This is a genomic window from Corynebacterium sp. L4757, from assembly GCF_043673995.1.
In the GTDB taxonomy this organism is placed as follows: domain Bacteria; phylum Actinomycetota; class Actinomycetes; order Mycobacteriales; family Mycobacteriaceae; genus Corynebacterium.
Genome location: NZ_JBIMEN010000001.1, coordinates 225,645 through 244,813 on the forward strand (window position 1 = coordinate 225,645; position 19,169 = coordinate 244,813).

At 53.1% G+C, this 19,169-nt stretch carries 18 protein-coding genes and 6 tRNA genes; 8 read left to right on the forward strand and 16 right to left on the reverse strand.

Annotated elements, in window-relative coordinates:
• Positions 1-41 precede the first annotated feature (41 nt).
• Entirely contained in the window at positions 42-1,535 is a 1,494-nt protein-coding gene (locus ACG98I_RS01005; RefSeq protein WP_394717675.1) for a DUF2029 domain-containing protein, read from the forward strand.
• Positions 1,536-1,612: 77 nt separating this feature from the next.
• On the opposite strand, the gene ACG98I_RS01010 is transcribed toward ACG98I_RS01005, so the two are convergent.
• From ACG98I_RS01010 to ACG98I_RS01080, 15 genes are all read right to left on the reverse strand, one after another.
• Positions 1,613-2,107, reverse strand: a complete 495-nt coding sequence (locus tag ACG98I_RS01010; RefSeq protein WP_394717676.1) for a hypothetical protein — start codon at positions 2,105-2,107, stop codon at positions 1,613-1,615.
• 33 nt (positions 2,108-2,140) lie between these two features.
• Positions 2,141-3,262, reverse strand: coding sequence for a glycosyltransferase family 4 protein (locus tag ACG98I_RS01015; RefSeq protein WP_394717677.1), 1,122 nt, complete (start codon positions 3,260-3,262; stop codon positions 2,141-2,143).
• Positions 3,263-3,270: 8 nt separating this feature from the next.
• On the reverse strand, positions 3,271-4,203 hold the full coding sequence (locus ACG98I_RS01020) for a phosphatidylinositol mannoside acyltransferase (protein WP_394717678.1): 933 nt from the start codon (positions 4,201-4,203) through the stop codon (positions 3,271-3,273).
• 26 nt (positions 4,204-4,229) lie between these two features.
• The gene (gene pgsA / locus ACG98I_RS01025; protein WP_394717679.1) at positions 4,230-4,859 is read right to left on the reverse strand and encodes a phosphatidylinositol phosphate synthase; all 630 of its coding nucleotides are present in this window, start codon (positions 4,857-4,859) and stop codon (positions 4,230-4,232) included.
• Positions 4,852-5,454, reverse strand: a complete 603-nt coding sequence (locus tag ACG98I_RS01030) for an HIT family protein (RefSeq protein ID WP_394717680.1) — start codon at positions 5,452-5,454, stop codon at positions 4,852-4,854. Before ACG98I_RS01030 ends, pgsA begins: the two co-directional genes overlap by 8 nt.
• A gap of 96 nt (positions 5,455-5,550) precedes the next feature.
• Complete coding sequence (thrS, locus tag ACG98I_RS01035) at positions 5,551-7,623, reverse strand: threonine--tRNA ligase (protein WP_394717681.1); 2,073 nt, start codon at positions 7,621-7,623, stop codon at positions 5,551-5,553.
• A gap of 72 nt (positions 7,624-7,695) precedes the next feature.
• Complete coding sequence (locus ACG98I_RS01040; protein WP_394717682.1) at positions 7,696-9,054, reverse strand: Dyp-type peroxidase; 1,359 nt, start codon at positions 9,052-9,054, stop codon at positions 7,696-7,698.
• 20 nt (positions 9,055-9,074) lie between these two features.
• Complete coding sequence (locus ACG98I_RS01045) at positions 9,075-9,698, reverse strand: copper chaperone PCu(A)C (RefSeq protein ID WP_394717683.1); 624 nt, start codon at positions 9,696-9,698, stop codon at positions 9,075-9,077.
• Between the two features lie 57 nt (positions 9,699-9,755).
• Entirely contained in the window at positions 9,756-10,349 is a 594-nt protein-coding gene (locus tag ACG98I_RS01050) for a copper resistance CopC family protein (protein WP_394717684.1), read from the reverse strand.
• A 331-nt stretch (positions 10,350-10,680) separates the two neighbouring features.
• Positions 10,681-10,753, reverse strand: a tRNA-Gly gene (locus tag ACG98I_RS01055).
• Positions 10,754-10,807: 54 nt separating this feature from the next.
• A tRNA-Val gene (locus ACG98I_RS01060) sits at positions 10,808-10,879 on the reverse strand.
• 30 nt (positions 10,880-10,909) lie between these two features.
• A tRNA-Cys gene (locus ACG98I_RS01065) sits at positions 10,910-10,980 on the reverse strand.
• A 48-nt stretch (positions 10,981-11,028) separates the two neighbouring features.
• A tRNA-Gly gene (locus ACG98I_RS01070) sits at positions 11,029-11,101 on the reverse strand.
• A gap of 19 nt (positions 11,102-11,120) precedes the next feature.
• Positions 11,121-11,195 (reverse strand) — tRNA-Val (locus tag ACG98I_RS01075).
• A gap of 27 nt (positions 11,196-11,222) precedes the next feature.
• Positions 11,223-11,295, reverse strand: a tRNA-Gly gene (locus ACG98I_RS01080).
• A gap of 168 nt (positions 11,296-11,463) precedes the next feature.
• Between ACG98I_RS01080 and ACG98I_RS01085 the strand changes: the two genes are divergently transcribed.
• From ACG98I_RS01085 to msrB, 5 genes are all read left to right on the forward strand, one after another.
• On the forward strand, positions 11,464-12,621 hold the full coding sequence (locus ACG98I_RS01085; RefSeq protein ID WP_394717685.1) for a tetratricopeptide repeat protein: 1,158 nt from the start codon (positions 11,464-11,466) through the stop codon (positions 12,619-12,621).
• 44 nt (positions 12,622-12,665) lie between these two features.
• Positions 12,666-13,655, forward strand: a complete 990-nt coding sequence (locus tag ACG98I_RS01090) for an asparagine synthase C-terminal domain-containing protein (RefSeq protein WP_394717686.1) — start codon at positions 12,666-12,668, stop codon at positions 13,653-13,655.
• Positions 13,648-14,406 carry a dihydrofolate reductase family protein gene (locus ACG98I_RS01095; protein WP_394717687.1) on the forward strand — a complete coding sequence of 253 codons (759 nt, stop codon included), beginning with the start codon at positions 13,648-13,650 and terminating at the stop codon, positions 14,404-14,406. Before ACG98I_RS01090 ends, ACG98I_RS01095 begins: the two co-directional genes overlap by 8 nt.
• 200 nt (positions 14,407-14,606) lie before the next feature.
• A complete protein-coding gene (locus tag ACG98I_RS01100) occupies positions 14,607-15,737 on the forward strand; it encodes a glycosyltransferase family 87 protein (RefSeq protein WP_394732517.1) in 1,131 nt (376 codons plus the stop codon).
• 10 nt (positions 15,738-15,747) lie between these two features.
• Complete coding sequence (msrB, locus tag ACG98I_RS01105; RefSeq protein WP_394717689.1) at positions 15,748-16,185, forward strand: peptide-methionine (R)-S-oxide reductase MsrB; 438 nt, start codon at positions 15,748-15,750, stop codon at positions 16,183-16,185.
• Between the two features lie 152 nt (positions 16,186-16,337).
• Here msrB and hemQ read toward each other — a convergent pair whose 3' ends face one another.
• Entirely contained in the window at positions 16,338-17,039 is a 702-nt protein-coding gene (hemQ, locus tag ACG98I_RS01110; RefSeq protein ID WP_394717690.1) for a hydrogen peroxide-dependent heme synthase, read from the reverse strand.
• Between the two features lie 126 nt (positions 17,040-17,165).
• On the opposite strand from hemQ, the gene ACG98I_RS01115 reads away from it, so the two are divergent.
• Positions 17,166-17,840 carry a DUF3000 domain-containing protein gene (locus ACG98I_RS01115; RefSeq protein WP_394717691.1) on the forward strand — a complete coding sequence of 225 codons (675 nt, stop codon included), beginning with the start codon at positions 17,166-17,168 and terminating at the stop codon, positions 17,838-17,840.
• 80 nt (positions 17,841-17,920) lie between these two features.
• On the forward strand, positions 17,921-19,162 hold the full coding sequence (locus tag ACG98I_RS01120; RefSeq protein ID WP_394717692.1) for an HRDC domain-containing protein: 1,242 nt from the start codon (positions 17,921-17,923) through the stop codon (positions 19,160-19,162).
• Positions 19,163-19,169: the final 7 nt, after the last annotated feature.

The window sequence follows — 19,169 nt, forward strand, 5'->3', positions numbered from 1 at the left end:
TGATTTAAAAAATTCCAGATCACATCTAAGGCCATTTTCGTATGCCACTATTTAGGCGATTGTTCGCATCCGTTCCAGCTGTTTGGACGGCATGGGTTTTAGCCCGCATTGGGTTAGGTTTCATCATTCTGGAAAATTTCGCCCCGCGCGGCGACGTTGCCTATTACTTTTACGGGGAATTCGGCGATGACCCCTCCATGATGACGGAATATCCACACGCCGGCACGTGGCCAGTGGAGATACTCACCTCGCTCATCGGAAATCGTCTGGACGCGTTCTACATCGCCTTCGTGCTGATGTGCATGCTTTTCGATGCCCTATTCCTCGCGCTTGTCCTGCGTGAGCATCAGAATAATTCACGGGTTTTTATTGCTGGCTGGTTCTGGGCGCTCTTTGGCACGCTAGCTGGTCAGGTCTTCTACATGCGCCTGGATATTTTCCCAGCCTTAGCGGTGGCCGCAGCCGCTGCTTGTATTACCCGGTGGCCCCACCTCGCCTCGGCTATGTTGGCGTTTGCGACCACCATGAAACTCTGGCCCGGTGTCCTCGCAGCCGGTCTGGTTGGCAAATTTAACCAAGGTAAATCATGGCTACGGTTGGTGTCTTTCTTTGGTGGCCTCGCTGTTTTATGCGCCATCACCGTTGTCACCAGTGGGTGGGAGAGATTAATCAGCCCGTTGACGTACCAGGATGTGCGTGGGCTGCAGATTGAATCAATCCCCGCAACACCCTTTGTATACCAGGCCTTCTTCGAGCCCGAGCGCTGGGAGATGGGCTATGCCAGCTCCAAGAGTTTTGAAATCGCTGGCCCCGGTGTTCAACAAGCAATTGACATCTCCACGTGGGCAATGGCCGGTGTCATCATCTTCGCACTGTTATGGGCGCTGTGGCGTTTCATCGCCGGTGGTTGGCAGCCACGCAGCACCATCGCATTCTTCGGAGTGATGATTCTGCTGTTGTTGGTAACCAACAAGGTCTTTTCCCCGCAATACATTGTCTGGTTCGGTCCATTGCTGGCCGTTGCTATCCGGCAACCAAAGATTGAAGGTACGCCGAAAACACGGATCGCTATTCGTACTATCTTGATGCTGCTGACCCTCATGACGCTGGCCGCAGCAGGCCTGGGCACTTATGTTTACCCCACCAAGTACAACTTTATTTGGGACGATGTCGGTATCGAATACGCACCGGTGCTGGCCCTCGCTATCCGTAATGGCTTGATTGTCGCGATGGCCGTTTTGTCCCTCATCTGGCTAGCCCTAGAAACCTGGCGTGATGCTCAACTCACCAAAGCAGGTGTTGAAGGGCCGAATCTCCCGCTCGCAGAACCACATACTAGTTCTGCCGGAGAAGTTTCTACCAATGGAGATGCCCACAACAGTGTGTGGCCACAAGACTTAACTCCTGCTCCTGGGCGCTCAGACTATGGTTCCCCTGTCCAGGAGTATGAGCCGCAATCACCACAGGATGCTAACTACAGACCGGAGCCAGATGACAGAAATCCCGGAATCGACATGGGCAAAGACGCATACTAATGCTCTTCTCCGCGTACAAGTAGAGCCTTTGTCATCGAGCTATTCTTTGCAGGTGGGCCGTTGGGCTCGCCCCCGCGCTATTTAGGATCAAGTTTGACGGAGTATTCAAAGAACTCCGGCAATGGCGCTGTCCCGCCAAGGCGCAGCATCTTGACTGCAGGGCGAAGACGGAGCGAGCGGGTATCGGAAACTGCTTCATTATAGAAACGGTGAGCCAATTGGACGCGGGTTTCTGCATCCACTAATTGGGCATTCACTGGGATTTTGGCGCCGCCCACTTCATCGTTCGCAATAGCTTGGTGTACCTCATGATTCAGCTCGCGTTCTGCTTGTGCGCGCTCATCGAATTTGCCATGTTTGAGCGAAATGCCTTCCGCCTTTGTCGCCGTCGCGGTAATCGAAGGGACCAAGACAGCGAGCACGGCCGCGCGGCGGTCCAGCATGGCTTGCAGCTGGGCAAGCGCCGCGTCCGTCCGGATATGCAATGAGTTAAGCCGCTGAGCCGTGAAATAGGCCCACAACGCAATTATCGTGATGATGACGGCGATACTGGTCCACACTGTGGTAATCATCGAAGAGGTTTCCTACCTTCTACACCTGTTGCTTTAGCTGACGTGAACTTTAGTGCCGTCCTGAACAGTTTCGTAGACCTGCATCACTGCACTTGCCACATGATCCCAGTCATATTGCTGAGCACGTTCGGTACCGGCATCAATCAAGGTGCGACGGGCTGATGAGTCATCAATCAGGTGAGTGATTTTCTCAGCTAGGTCTTTGTGGTCGCCATTTCGAAACAATAGGCCCGCTGGGCTATCTGAATCAGCATTACAAACCGCTGCGAAAGCCTCTAGATCGCTAGCAACCACGGCACAGCCAGCGGCCATGGCTTCCACTAGCACGATGCCAAAGGACTCCCCGCCCCGATTGGGCGCTACATAAATATCAGCACGGCCCAAAATGGTTGCTTTCTCTGCATCGGACACGCGACCAACAAAATCCACGCCCGCACGCTCACGCGCTTGCCCACCGCCCATAACCGTAACGCGAATGGGACGATCGATGTAGTCGAGGGAATCCAGCAACACATCCAAGCCTTTGCGGGATTCATCCAGCCGTCCCAGAAAGACAATCTCCAGCGGCTCGGATGTGGAGCTTGCAGCCTCGGATGCGATCTCCTGCTCATGATGGCGCCGTGCAGCCGCATAAACGGATGTGTCCACGCCATTGGGTATCAGCACTGGATCACCGCCAAGTTGCTCCACCTGCCAGCGCCGAGCCATCTCAGACACCGCAATCCCACCCCGGATTTTATCCAGCATAGGCAATAACACCGGTTTTGCTACTTGCAGCAGCCGCGAGCTCGCAGCTGAAGCATGATAGGTCGCAACAAGCGGACCTTGAGCAATCCTTAAGGCCCACATCGAGTAGCTGGGAGAATTTGGCTCATGGATGTGCAAAACATCAAAATTACCCGCGTTAATGAACTCTTTGACGCGCCTGCTCACTTGCGGTCCGATGGATAAACGGGCTACCGAGCCGTTATAAGCAATCGGCAGAGAGCCACCGCCTTTGACAACGAATCCAGGAAGCTCCGTGCTTTCCGATGCCGGTCCCAGCACCTGAACAAAGTGCCCCTGATCAAGAAAGACTGTTGCTAAATCAAGGATATGCGCTTGAACACCGCCAGGTTCGTCAAAAGAATACGGGCACACAATACCTATACGCATAGGAATATCTATCCCCGTTCTTCTCGATCTTTTTCTTCACGGCGTTTTCTTCGCGCTTCCACATCCACATTCCACTGTGGTTGCAGCATATGCCAATCCTGCGGGCGCCGGCGCAGAAATACTTCAAACTCTTGAGCAATGCGCTGGGTGGTCGATTGAGTATCTGAGACCTCGATGGGTTGAGATACCGTCATCCCCCAGCCAGGCTCCGTGTCATCATCGCCATCAGTGAAGAAGCAGTGCACCGCATGCAAATTCGCGCCAGTTTCCTGAGCTAAAAGCGCCGGTCCTGCCGCCATATTGCAGGCTTCGCCGAAGAAATCCACTTCCACGCCACTACGCGTCAGGTCACGCTCACACAACAGGCAGATGACTTCACCCTTATTGAGAGCTTCCTTTAACAGCTCAAATGGTGGCTGTTCACCGCCGGTCAAAGCTATAACTTTAAAACCCAACGATTCGCGATAGTCCACGAAAGCGTGAAACAGACTTTCAGGCTTCACTCGTTCGGCCACCGTGGTGAAAGGACCATTATACCCCACCAGAAAGGTACCGGCCATGTCCCAATTGCCGCTGTGTGTCAGCGCCAGGATTGTGCCTTTATCACTGTTAAAGGAGGCATCGGCATGCTCTTTGCCTTCAATTCCTTCCAGCAATTTCTGATGGAGCTGCGGGTCTTTTTGAATAGCGCTGAGGCGAAATGCTTCCATCCAATAGCGCATATAGGAGCGCATGGAATCACGCACCAACTGACTCGTCACGTTTTCTGGTCCAACAATTCGGCTGAGATTGCGACGCAATTGGTCCATTCCCCGGCCATTATCCGAAACCTTGTCCGCGACCTTATTAAACAGCCAACGCGCAACAGGTAGCGGAAGATGCTTGACCAATGACCAGCCAGCAAAATAGCCGGCTGCGGATAAGTCAGCTTTGCTCAGCACGTCAGAAATCTTCCTTTAAGGGTTTATTAGGCCTTTTCAGCCTGCTTGATTGCATTCTGTTCCTGCTTATATGCCTGCATCAAGCGCTGATAGACAGTGAAGCATGAACCGGCTGCGAGTACCCATAGGCAAATTGGCAGGATATATGGCACGCCCAGACCTTCGAGACCAATACCAACGAGACCCAAGATCAGGCGCTCAGGACGCTCAATGAGGCCACCCACCATAGTGAAACCAGAGGCTTCACCGCGGGCTTTGACGTAGGAAATGACTTGCGAGGTCACCAGCACCACGAGCGCTGCAAAAACCGTGGCGGGATGTGCATTGTCCTGGTAGATGAGATACCAGATGATCGCAGCAAAAAGCGCACCATCGGTGATACGGTCACACGTCGCATCCAGCGTCGCACCAAATTTGGTATCACCCTTGGATAGTCTCGCCATGGTTCCATCCACCATGTCGAACGCGGCAAAGAGCCCAGAAAAGACAGCGGCCGCAAAAAGGTGGCCGGTAGGAATCAACGTCACCGTGATAGCAATGGTGACGAATGTTCCGATGAAGGTAACAGCATTGGGGGTCAGTCCCACTTTCAAGAAGAACTGAGCAACCGGCTCCACAACAACCGCCGCGGGCTTGCGCCCATGGACACTAAGCACTGGGGTTCTCCATCCTGGGGTTATCCACCTGCTGATCCTCCATGTCGATTTCTTGCCAACCCTGCGCCAGCACATCCCGGGTGTCCCGCAATAATTGCGGAAGCACCTTTGTGCCATCAAGGATAGTCATAAAATTACTATCTCCTGACCACCGCGGCACGACATGCATGTGCAGATGATCCCCAACGGAACCGCCTGAAGCTTTGCCCAGATTGAATCCAACGTTGATTCCTTCTGGTTTGGATACGCGTTTGAGCACCCGAATTGCCTTTTTCACAAACTGCATGAGCTCGGCAGTTTCAGCATCCGTGAGGTCCTCAAAGTTGGATTCTTTGCGGTACGGAACCACCATTAAGTGACCAGCGTTATAAGGAAATAAGTTCAATAAAGCATAAACATGCTCGCCCCGGGCAATGATGAGCGCTTCTTCATCGCTCTTCTTAGGAGCTTCTACGAAAGGATCCGTGGTGCGTTTATTGATGTACGCCATCCGAAATGGCGCCCATAAACGCTCCAAGCGGTCAGGTGTGCCTGCACCCCACTCAACATAGACGTCCTCCCCTGACTCATCACGGCTATCAGGTGAATAGTTCATAGTGTCGGGGCGTATCCTTTCTCACCAGCTCTGAAATACCGGCTCCTGGGTGTATATTGTGCGGGGGCGATTACGACCGCTTGTGGGCTGAAACCTTTAAGCTTCAGCGCGGCGGGCTTCGATATTCTCCTGGTTTGGCTGCTCGTTATTGCGCTCTGCAATCCACTGTGCAATGAGCTCAACTGCTTCATCGACCTGCACACCATTAGCCTGGGAGCCATCGAGGAACCGGAAAGACACAGCATCTGCTTCCACGTCACGTGCGCCAGCAAGCAGCATGAAAGGAACCTTGCCGGTGGTGTGGTTACGGATCTTCTTCTGCATGCGGTCATCAGAGGTATCCACCTCCGCGCGGATGCCCTTGGCGCGCAGCTTGGCAATAACCTGCTCCAAGTGACCCACATTGTCCTCAGAAACTGGAATGCCCACTACCTGGTGAGGAGCCAGCCACGCTGGGAAAGCACCCGCATAGTGCTCCAACAGCACACCGAAGAAACGCTCAATGGAGCCAAAGAGTGCACGGTGAATCATAATTGGTTGCTTCTTGGAACCATCCGAAGAGGTGTACTCCAAGTTGAAACGCTCAGGCATGTTGAAGTCCAGCTGCACCGTGGACATCTGCCAGGTACGGCCAATCGCATCACGTGCCTGCACGGAAATCTTTGGACCGTAGAATGCTGCACCCTCTGGGTCTGGAACCAAATCTAGACCCGAGTTGGTGGCCACGCGCTGCAGGATCTCAGTGGAACGTTCCCAAATTTCATCAGAGCCAACTGACTTCTTCGGATCACGGGTAGACAGCTCCAAGTAGAAGTCATCCAAGCCATAATCCTTGAGCAAGGAAATAATGAAGTCCAGTACCGAGGTCAGCTCATCTTCGAGCTGGTCATCGGTACAGTAGATGTGCGCGTCGTCCTGGGTAAAGCCACGTGCACGGGTGAGTCCGTGGATGACACCGGACTTCTCGTAGCGGTAGACATTACCGAACTCGAACAGGCGCAGTGGCAGCTCACGGTATGAGCGTCCGCGAGTGTCAAAAATCAGGTTGTGCATCGGGCAGTTCATTGGCTTCAGGTAGTAATCCTGGCCAGGCTTGGTCTCATTGCCCTGCTCGTCATATTCCGCATCCACGTGCATGGGCGGGAACATTCCGTCCTTGTAGAAACCCAGGTGACCGGAGCGCTCAAAAAGGTCCTGCTTGGTGATGTGTGGGGTGTTCACAAAGGAGTAACCGGCCTCAATGTGGCGACGACGGGAGTGCTCTTCCATCTCCGTGCGAACGATGCCGCCATTGGGGTGGAATACTGGCAGACCAGAACCCAAGTCATCCGGGAAGCTGAACAGGTCCAGCTCCGCGCCAAGACGGCGGTGGTCACGCTTTTCAGCTTCTTCAATCATCAGCTGATAAGCATCCAGAGCTTCCTTGGACTCCCATGCAGTGCCGTAGATGCGCTGCAAGCCAGCATTGTCCTGGTCACCGCGCCAGTAGGCTGCGGAAGAACGCGTCAACGTAAATGCTGGGATGTACTTGGTGGTGGGCAGGTGCGGGCCACGGCACAAATCAGACCATTCAACTTCACTGGTGCGTGGGTTGACGTTGTCGTAGTAGGTCAGCTCACCTGCACCTACTTCGGTTGCCTCATCAGAGTTCGGGTCAACGTTGCCCTTATCCTGAATCAGCTCCAACTTGAAAGGCTCATCCTTGAGCGCCTCTGCTGCTTCCTCAGTGGAGGCAAAGACGCCACGTTCAAAGCGCTGGCCGGTCTTGATGATCTTCTTCATGCGCTTTTCAATCGCCGCCAGGTTCTCCGGCGTGAAAGGCTCCGCGGTTTGGAAGTCATAGTAGAAGCCATTCTCAATCGCTGGGCCGATGCCCAGCTTGGTACCTGGGAATTCAGCCTGCACAGCCTGCGCCAACACGTGCGCGCAGGAGTGGCGAATGACGGCACGGCCATCTTCTTCGCTGGCTGCGACTGGAGTAAACACAGCATCCGCATCTGGTACGTGAGCGAGGTCCTTCAAATTTCCCTCGGCGTCACGTACAACGACAACCGCCTCTGGGCCCTTATTTGGCAAGCCCAGTTCCCGCATCGCGGCGCCAACCGGTGTGCCGGCGGGGCAGGTAAATGGTTCGTATCCTACCGAAATAGCGGCGATTGCTTCTGACATGCTGCGCTCCTTTGCGCCTAGCGGGAAAACGGCATACCTGGCCGCCACCCTGATGTACAAAATCTAACCTTGTTATCCTACCGCGTCGATTAAGGTTTCTGCCCAAAAGGTCCCCAAAGCATCGTCCTCACCGGCGCCAGCTTTCACTCCCGGTGGCACAAAATATACGGCAGAACCGATATGCGTAATCCATTCATTGAGCAGATCTACTTCATCCATCCGCGCTTGCATGGGTTCAAATACTTTACTCATATCTTTCTGGAAACAGATGAACACCAATCCAGAATTTGATAATTGCACATCAGTGCCAGAGATGCCTTCCTCATCACTGACAAAACCAGTTTCAGAAATCGGCGCATAATCTGGCTGCATGTCATAGTTAAATGCCCTACGCAGCATAGTTTGTTCCGGCTGGCCTTCCGGGGCCTGCGCGCGAGCGATGTGGGAATTACGGTCAATGACCGGCAGTCCGTACTTATCCACGGCTTGGAAGTCAGGTTCGTCGAATTCTTCTTCACCGGTCAAAGGCGCACCCGTATCAAGGCTGCGTCCAATGGAGTTTTCCCGCGAGTTCCGGTCCAGCTTCTCCCACGTGTCCAGGTTCATGCGGATACGCCGCACCACCATGGATGTTCCGCCCTTAGCCCACGCTGGTCCCTCATCAATCCAGACGCCCGCATCCATTTCTGCTTCGGTGCGAGGATTGACCGTGCCATCCAGCTGCCCGAAATGGTTGCGCATGGTCTTTTCCTTGCCACCAGCGGCGTAGGCATGGCCAAAACCCTGTTGCAGCCACGCCACTGTGGCATAGTCTTGGCCTGCACGAATCATATGCCTCATGGCATGGCCCGCAGTTACTGCATCATCACAACAGATTTGCAGCACAATATCTGTCTGGCCCCATTCGGCTTCAAGTTTATCGCGCTCATAGGATTGCACATCGCGCAACCAGTCCGGGCGCAGCTCAGGTGCGCCTAGTACTTCGAATACACGTTCGCCAAGGCCGCAGGTAATCGTCAAGTTGGCTGGGCTTTCCACCATCTCAGGTTCGAGGGAGCCTGCCGGTGTTTCCGCCGTGCACAATTTGCGTGCATCAGCAGTCCATAGTCTCATCAGGTTGGTAAATTCCTTTTTGGAGACCGAGTCTTTGAGGTTAAACCCCAGCATATTCAACACAGCATGGGAATTAGCCGTGATTCCCGCCTGGTGGTCGCCGTCGAAAGGGACGATTGCCTCATTGAGCACAAAGTCACTGTCGGCTGCGGCTTGAGCATCGCTTTCCGATGCCCCCTCCTCCCCTTTCGCATCCGTTCCGGAGGGCATCACTGCTTCTTCTGATGCCCCGCAGGCAGCAAGGATGGAGCCGGAGGCGGCCAAGCCACTAACGAGGCCACCACGAACAAGGAGCGCTCGGCGATCGAGCTGAACCATGTGGTCTGTCACCTACTTAATTAGTGATCGTGATCATCGGCATCATCGTGACCGCCGTGGCCGAGGTCGCCGTAGTTCTCATCACCCGCGCCGATCGTGCGTACTGGAATGTCATCGAAATCTTCAGTGGAGCCATCGGACAATTCAATGGTGAGTGTTACTTCATCACCGGCCATGACTGCATCATTTACTTCCATGAGCATGAAGTGTGCGCCACCTGGCTCAAGAGTTACGGTTTCACCTGCAGGAATAATTAATGGCTCCTGCATTTCACGCATCTGGCCATCGACGGTCTCATGGATTTCATTCACACCGGCATCGATACTCGAGCTAAAACCCACAACCTCGATGTCCTCGGAAGTTTCATTGACAAGGGTGCCAAAGATCGCGGTCATATCCGCGTCTTCGTCCATGGCACGCACGACTGCGTCCTCAAAGTCCAGATCATCGTCTGAATCATTGTCATCGTCGCTGTCGTCGCTGTCGTCATCGCTGGTGGCAACATCATCCGCAGTGGTCTCTTCAGCCGCGCCGGTCTGCGCCGAGTCATTCTGGGTTGAGTCCTGTTCAGAATTGGAGCAGCCAGCCAGTGCTAGCGCGGAAGCAGCGATGGCGGAAACAAGCAGACGAGAAGGCTTAGTCATGAAAAATCAATCTTTCTCCGCTTTAATAAAGCGGGTTAAATTTAAGAAATAGAAAATTTATTCAGCGTCGTAGCCGCGGCGCTTAGCCAGCACGACCGCCAAGACAGCAGCTATGGCTAGTACACCAGCACCGGCAAGCATCCATTTCATGGTGTCGCTCATGCCTTCAGTGGCTTCTTCTTCGGGCGCAGGTGCGGTGGTTTCTGCAGGCTCATCTGCGGCATTTGCTGGTGCTGTTGCGCTAGAATCTCCGGATTCCACGCTGAAATTGATTCCCCCACGGGTGGCATGTCCATCTGAAGATGTGATCTGGAAGCCCAATAGGTAGTCACCATCGCCTGGTTCTTGACCTGCAGGGGTGTTGATGGTGAGCTCCCGGTCATTGAGTTCGGGTTCCTCGGAGAAAATAACCTCACCGGAACCTTGGTCAGTCACAGCAAAGTTATTGAAGCCTTCACGTGGGATCGCGGAAAACTCCAACGTGATTTCTTCCGGGAATTCATCCAATACATCGCCTTCGGAGATACTTCCGCCCACCACGCTGTCATGAGCAAGCGCAGTAGGGGACAGAAATGCAGAGGCTGCGCCTAAAGCTGCAACGACTGCGCCGGCCGTTAATGTCCGTCCGAGGCGGATTGGTGATTGATTCATGTTTCACTCCTTGGCTCTAGCAGGAGTTTCCTGCAATTAGCCCACTGTGATTGACAAAATTTTAGGTGTACAAAGGCTGTACTAAGCATTTAGTCGCATCACCGATCACATTAGTTCCAGCAGGCACGAATGGAAAAGCCTGGCAAATAACTGCCAAACTCACAACAACCACATTGACCATTGCCTTTAGTAGCACACACTTTGCGCTTGGCAACCATCCGGTGATATCAAACACAATCCAGAATGAGTTTCGTGCGCCTTAGGCCTCATTTACAGAGATCAAAAAAGTGTGCCCTCCGGAACATCTTCCAGAAGACACACTTGATATTTGAGCGGATGACGAGACTCGAACTCGCGACCCTCACCTTGGCAAGGTGATGCGCTACCAACTGCGCTACATCCGCAAACGAAACCAGGCCCGGTTTCTAGGACTTTGTTAACTTAAGTAACTGTCCGTGTGCGCGATACTGGGATTGAACCAGTGACCCCTACCGTGTCGAGGTAGTGCTCTACCGCTGAGCTAATCGCGCCTTGTGCGTGTCCGAGGACAGCACAAATTGAGGTGGAAACGGGAATCGAACCCGTGTGCACGGTTTTGCAGACCGTTGCCTCACCACTCGGCCATTCCACCGTGGCGAACCGCCTCAGGCACTTCGACAGTTACCCGTAAAAGTACCAGAGCGGATGACGAGACTCGAACTCGCGACCCTCACCTTGGCAAGGTGATGCGCTACCAACTGCGCTACATCCGCATTTTCAAGGTTTCACCCTTGGTGCGCGATACTGGGATTGAACCAGTGACCCCTACCGTGTCGAGGTAGTGCTCTACCGCTGAGCTAATCGCGCGAGATAAGTCTCATTGCTGAAACTTTGAGCGGATGACGAGACTCGAACTCGCGACCCTCACCTTGGCAAGGTGATGCGCTACCAACTGCGCTACATCCGCACTGCTTCCCAGTCACATCGTTTCACCAAACTCCATCGACGTAAAGTCAATCAATTGTGAAACACGCGTGCTGTGTTGCGATATGAAACTTTATCCTTTGCAGCCCCAGTTTCCAAATCCCCCGCTAAATTGCGCTTTATCGATAACTTTTGCCACTGAATTCCGTGCATGAATAACACCCGTGTGATTAACCTGATGCTCGGTAAGGTAGCTCGATGGACAGGCACAGCTAAAAAGGAAAAGGACGGCCCGATGCATCATCAAGATTCTAGAAACACTTCCCAACTATCCAACTTCGATAACCTTGATTTCAATGAACTCGTCAGTATTGCCGTCGACAACGTGGCATTTAAACCTAAGCTTCTCAAGCGATTCGACGATGACATTGAGAATTGGGATGATCTTCTGAGAGCTGTAGCCCAGCATGATTCGATGACCACGGAGTTTCTCATCGAGTTTGTTCCTGATCTAGCTTGGCGCATGAGACAGAATGAGATCATCATTCGGGACAAGTACCACGATGAGGAGTTGTGCGAAATCACCGACCGCATGACCAGGTTTGCATTTCAGTATCTAGCTTTGACTATGGCCAGGTTCAACTATGACTGTGATCGGATTCGAACGCTCCTTGAAATCTACGATAAGCGTCTTTTAGAAGAACATGGCATCTTTACCGCCTTCGAGCTCTTCACAGAGCTCTTCTTAAACCAGAATCCTGCCCCTGAGCGCATTCAGCAGTTCGCTCAGGAGCAGAACTTCAGTAAGAACCTCATGATTGTCCTGCAAGGCATGTGTCTCGCACCGACCAATAACTATGGTTTCGAGATTGAATTTGTCGCCGACAAGGTACTTACGTTCACCCACAAGGATCCACACGTGTGGGCTCGCCGAGCAATTGGATACAAACGCCAGGGACGATTTGAGGAAGCACTGCAGGACACAGAAAAGGCTCTGCACCTCCTCGACCGTTCTGCACTACAAGTCCATGACCAGTATTCATATCAAAGAACTCAGATCATCGAACGTATCGATGTTGCTGAGTCCCAGCGTTTACTTCAGCAACAATTCGAAGAGACCCTCAAGCAGGAAGTTGATGAAGCAATCTCCTTGATGGATGAGCGCTCACATGACTTGCTCTTTCGTATCATGGAAATCTTGGGGCTATTCGTAGCTCTCATTGGTGTTCTAGCCACCACCGTGGGAGTCTCCATTGCCGGCAATTTGGAGTTTATGGAAAGAATTCTCATCCTTTCCACATCTTCCGTCTTCATCATTTTCTTTTTCATCATGATTCACGTGCTGACCAAGCCCAAACGCAGGCGTTAAATCCAGCGATTTCGTGAGTCTCGGCTCTGGTATAGTTCCCTGACATGAGTTTAGCATCCGATTTCTCGTCACCGTGCGAGTATGTCGCAGACATAGTCAATCTCGAAGCATGCATCGGTGACAATAATTCGCTGATACGAACTCGCGCTGAAGCTTCGGAAGCAATCATTAATTTTTTGGAAAAGCGCGTCCTCGCCGTTTTGGAAAAGTACGAGTCCCGTCCCCTGCTGATGCTTTCTGGCGGAGTCGACTCCATCTTGCTTGCGACCATCCTAGCCAAGCATGCGCCGAATACATTAGCGGTGACATTCATAGACCCGTACGAAGATCGTAATTCTTCAGAAGAATTCAACATCGCCAGCGAAGTTGCGGCCAACCTAGGCCTAGAACATGTTGTGACAGAACTTGATTCGACAGAATATGAATCTCTTGTTCGCGAGACCGTCATAAAACTCGACTGCACAGATCCCTGGGAGGTCTTGGCCGGTGTCATCCTCTTGGCCTGCGAGCAGGAAGGGCGCAAGCACGATGCGACCGGTGCAATGTTCACAGGCGCCGGAGCAGACGCGCTCTTTTTGGGTGGCTCAAACGAGACAATTACGTCCAATGAGGAGTACCAAGAAAAAGTCCTCAGCAAGGTCCGCAAGAACTTTATCCGCGAGCGCCAAATCCCGGACTTCTATGAACGCCTGCTTGATGACGCTGATCGATATATCCAAGTGTGGCAAACCATTGCTGGCTTTGAACTCGCCATGCGGATTCCCGTTGAACTATCGCGCGGTAAAGACGGCTCCGAGGATAAGGCCTTAATCCGCCAGACATTGGTATCTTTGGGCGCTGATCCTGAGCATGCGTGGACGACGAAGAATCCCATGCAGGTCTCCTCCGGTGGAATCAACTCCCTTGTGGCACTTGCACGCGTGGTCTTGAGTAATTCAGGCAACCATTCCACGTACACCGATCCTCTAGACGAATCCTTAGGGTTCACTGCCGCACGATTGTTCCTAGAACTCACTCACATCTCTCATGATTAACTCCACAGCTATGACCATCACTGATGCTTCTGCATCGACAATCGCCCAACTTGCAGGTGAACCAGCACCCGTAGGTCAAAGCCATGTCAGGCTGATTGAGATCTCAACCTTGTCTGGCTCTGCGGCATTATCCGGAAAATCAAATGGGCTCGGAAATGATGTCGATTTGAAGCTACTGCATGAGCTTCGCGCCCAATCGGACATCATCGTGGTGGGCAGCAAGACCGTTAAGTCGGAGAAATACGTTGGCATTAGGCCATCTCATGCACGTCCCACTCCCGCCCCCATCGCAGTGCTCACGAGTAGGTTCAGTATTGATCCCACCTCTGCTTTCGTCACGGAAGCAGCCACGCCACCGCTGATTCTCGCTGAATCTGCATCAATTAATGACTTAACACTGGCTAAGAAGAAAAAAGCTCTGCAAGAAGCAGGAGTCACCATTGTCGACTGCGGTCAAGGCACCGCAACGGAGATTGTTCAGGCGCTAAATAAGCTCGGCTACTACCGAATTACATGTGAGGGCGGACCGGGTGTCTATGGGCTCTTTATTGCCTCATTAGAGGTAGACCAGTTCTATCTCACGCTGACTCCAGGGACGTCTAGCTCAGTAGAAACGGCGTTAGTCTCTAATAGGATTGTCGCCGCCATCGGCCAAGAGGAGCAACCTCATTTACCGTTGGAGCTAGAACATCTAGCCATCCACCCTGATTCGACGGTGTTTCTACGCTATAAAAACCCCGCTAGGAACTAGTATCATCCACTGTGTCATCCGCATTTCATACCCGGTTCGATAAAACCTTCAGTGCTCACAGCCCGCTCACTCTAGCTACCTCAACAAGTGATCGAAGCCCGGCTGACCCCGACCTGAACGCGGAGAACCCGGCTTCAGCAAGAACCAGCAATACGCGGAAGATCTTCACCTTTGCGGCCTGGCCATTGGCTATAGTGCTGGTGCTTCATCGCACCTTCTTCACGGCCTTCAATGGCACTGCCACGGATGATTTCACCACGGTCTATAGCGCCCTCACGCGCGCACTATCGGGCAACGCCGTCTATGACCAGGCCTATAACCACGTAGACCCGCTGTATTTATACAACCCGGGCGCAACCCTGCTTTTGCTGCCCATTGGCGCCGTAGACAAATTCGAAGCCGCCCGATACGCGTTTATCATCTTTAATTGTGCTGCGATTGTCGCCGCACTAGCCATCTTGACCAGGCTCATGGGGCATTCACTGCGGGGACCAGTGTTGCCAGTGTCTATTGCACTGGCATATTCAACAGAAGCTGTCATCAACACGCTCACATTTTCCAATATCAACGGCATTTTGCTATTACTGCTTGCAGTATTTTTAGCCTGCTTCATCAGCTCCTTTCGGACAGACATTCCGCCCTCACGAGCTAAGCTCTTGACCTATATTGCTGGTCTCGCAATTGGCTTGGCTATCGTCATTAAGCCACAATTCGCGCCACTGTTATTCCTGCCGCTCACGCGCCTGGATTGGCGCACCACCGGCACAGGAATCGTCGTACCCGTCGTTCTCAACATCGCTGCGTGGCCGCTCATCCCCGGAGCAGGAGACTACCTTACCAAGCTGGTTCCCTATCTTGGTGAGACCCGCGATTACGCCAATTCCTCACTGGCAGGATGGCAAGCCTACTTTGATATCCCTGGGGCACTCTACTATCCCCTCTGGCTGATTACCGCTGCCTCCGCGGCCGTAGGAATCATCGTGCTACTACGCTGGCGAGTTACAGATATCAAGCTTTGGGCGTTGACCACGAGCGGATTACTCATGGTCGGAGTTTTCACTCTGTCTTCCTTGGGTCAGCAGTACTACTCCATGTGGTTATTTCCCATGCTTTTCACCGTGCTACTTTCCCGCAGCGTATTTCACACCTGGCCTGCATGGCTCGCCGCTGTACTATTTCTGATTCCCAACAGCTGGTCCTCCGATTTATGGCCAGATTTCGGGCGCTGGATGTCCACGTACATCGGCACAATTGGCTGGGTATTACTCATCGCCGTCACTACGGCGACTGCGTGTGGCTGGTGGCGTTTACAAGCCAAAAATACGGCGTAGACTTAACCCTATGTCTGATAATCTACAAACTCCTGCTTCTGACGCCGACACTGACTTTTCTCAGCTGACTGAGGAACAGTGGCGTGAGCGACTGTCTCCGGAGGAATACCAAGTGCTACGCCAGGCCGGCACTGAACGCCCCCATATTGGCGAATACACCAACACCACGTCCGAAGGTGTCTACCGTTGCCGCGCCTGCAATGCTGAGCTATTCCGCTCTACCGAAAAGTTCGAGTCCAACTGTGGTTGGCCATCATTCTTCTCCCCGCTGGCTGGCGATAACATCATTGAGCGCGAAGACCGCTCCTTGGGCATGGTCCGCACTGAGGTACTGTGCGCCAATTGCCACTCCCACTTGGGTCACGTATTTGCCGGCGAAGGCTATGACACCCCCACTGACTTGCGCTACTGCATCAACTCCATCTCCATGAGTTTTGAGAGCGCTTAGAGCTTTAATTCTTAGACAAAGAGCGTGTGTTCGCACATCCCCGCCATTGGGATGCGAACACACGCTCTTTTCATCTCTGATGAGGTGAGGGAAGCATCGGCAAGCAATGCTTATGCATTTATGTATCTATGCACTTATACCCTCGTTGGGACTTAAGGCAGGATTTCAATCAATTCAGAAACATCCTGAACGCGACGACCAGTGTGGAATGGAATCTCTTCACGGACGTGAAGGCGCGCCTCGGTGTAGCGCATGACGTACATGAGATCGACAATACGGTCGAGCTTCGGCGCCTCGAAGGCCAAAATCCACTCATAGTCCCCAAGAGCAAATGCCGGAACGGTATTCGCACGCACATCTGCGTAGTCACGGGCAGCCATGCCGTGTTCCATCAAGATCTTGCGGCGCTTTTCATCCTCCAGGATGTACCAGTCATAAGAGCGAACGAATGGATAGACCGAAATCCACTCTTCTGGCTCTTCACCCATGATGAAGGATGGCAGGTGGGACTTGTTGAACTCAGCTGGACGGTGCAGAGCATTGCCCACCCAGGTCACCTCAGAAATCTGACCCAGGACGGTCTCACGACGGAAGTCAGAAAAAGCCTTTTGAATGTCGGCGAATTCTTCCGCGTGCCACCAGATCATGAAATCAGCACTGTCACGCATTCCAGAGAGATCATAGATGCCGCGAACAATAACGACGCCCGCATCCTTAAGGGATTCAAAGAATTGCTGAGCCTGCGCGATTACCTCTGCTCGTTCAGTACCCAAAGCGCCAGCCGGAACCTTGAATACTGCGTGCTGAGAGTACTGCTGCTTTTCATTGAGTGCCTTATAGTCGAGCTTCGCCATGCGAATTCGCCGCCAATCTTTCATCAATAGGAATAACTACCCTATCCATCATAAGTTGGATGGTTGAGAAATGCACTAAATGTGACTCGGCGCGCCTAATCCGTATGGGCGACTTTAAACTATAGGTTGAGACTCGTGAGCATTTCCGACGCACCTACCCAGCACCCAACCGGCGCCCCTACGCCAATCACTGGCATTCAGGACAACGCGCGCCCTTCGGCTGGAGATTCAGAAAACATGACACCACCTGCATTTTCTCAAGCGGTTGAATCCATGCACGCAGCGAACCTGCGGCCTGAGATCAACTTGGGCACCATCCGCCCGCCACAGAAGCTGGCCCCGTTTAGCCATGCCGTTGGATTGGAAGTGGGCGAAAATCGCGCCGATGACATCGTCCCAGTAGATACTGACGGCGATGCCTTCGGTCGCCTCATTCTGCTGCACGATCCGGGCGCAGAGGAAGCCTGGGAAGGCGCCATGCGCTTGGTCGCATACATCCAGGCTGACATGGACTCCGATGTCGCAGGCGATCCACTTTTGCCCGATGTGGCCTGGGAGTGGCTCACTGAGTCCATGGAAGAATGCGGCGCCGGACATACCAACCTGGGCGGGACAGTAACTGCCACCGCCTCCGTAAGGTTTGGCGAAATCGGCGGCCCACCACGCGCCCACCAGCTCGAGATGCGTGCATCTTGGACCGCAGATGGATTGGATTTGACCAAGCATGTAGAAGCCTTCTCCCGCGTCCTGGCAAATGTTGCCGGTCTTCCACCAGAAGGCGTGACCGAACTGTCCCGATAGTTGCCTTGCTCGCAAAAACTTTCGCAACAAGCATTGTTTGAGCATTACGCCGCCTGTCACTTGGACTACTCTTCTATGTTATGACTTCTTCACACCGTGTGCCCGATGGCGGCATCCCTGCCGTATATACCACGCGCAACGGAGTGAAAGAAGCAGCCCGGATTCTATCCCAGGGCACTGGCCCCATCGCTATCGATACTGAACGTGCGTCGTCATATCGATATGACGATCGGGCCTTTTTAATCCAACTGCGGAGAGCCGACACCCCAAACGTCCTCATCGCCCCCGAAGGAATCCGTGGTGATGTCCGTGAGCTTTTATCTCCAGTCATTAACGGACAAGAATGGATCATTCACGCCGCCGCAACTGACCTCGCATGCTTAGCTTGGTTGGGGTTATATCCCGGCAAGTTATTCGATACAGAAGTAGCTGCGCGACTTTTGGGTATCTCACACCCCAACTTAGCGTTCGTCACGGAAGAATTCTTAGGAATTGAACTAGACAAAGGCTACGGCGGCACCGACTGGTCGCGTTTCCCGCTGTCTAAAGCCCAGATCCTCTACGCCGCACTCGATGTAGACACTCTTCCGGAGTTAGCGGAAGAAATGATGTATGAGCTTAATGAGGAAGATAAGCTCAGATGGGCTGAGGAGGAATTCGCGGCAATCGTTGAAGAGTTCGCTAATGTCACTGAGCCTGCGCCACGCAGCTGGCTGGACACGCGGGGCTTACGCGCTGTGACAGAACCTGAAGGGTTAGCTGTTGCCAAGGCAGTATGGGAAGCTCGCGAAAGTGAGGCCAGATCCACAGACCGTGCACCTGGTCAGCTCATTTCTAATTCTTCTGTGATAGAGATTGCCAAAACCATTCCACGTTCCATCACGTCACTGAGGCGCATAACGCAGTTGAAGAAGCGATCAGCTTCAGAGCTGACCGCTCTGGTCAATATCATTAACGCTGCAGCCGATTCTGACCCGGCAACGTGGCCTAGCTTGCCAGAAGAGTCTCAAGACTTCCCCGCCAAGCAATACCTGAAGAATCACGCACCTGAACTCAATGACCTCATTGATCAGCTAAGAATTAGCCGCGATGAGTTGGCAGAAGATCTTGCTGTGATCCCAGATTCAATCGTCAGCATCTCTAACCTGCGTGCTGCTGCATGGGCAGTCCACGGTGATGTCTCCAATGTCTACTATGGGCACACCGCGGCAACAGTAAACAATGCTGATCAGTTGAATGCCTTCCTTCATGAGAAGGGCTTGCGCAATTGGCAGATCGAGCAACTAGTTCCAGTTCTGGAACCGCTGCTCTTTACTGCCTAGTCCCCGC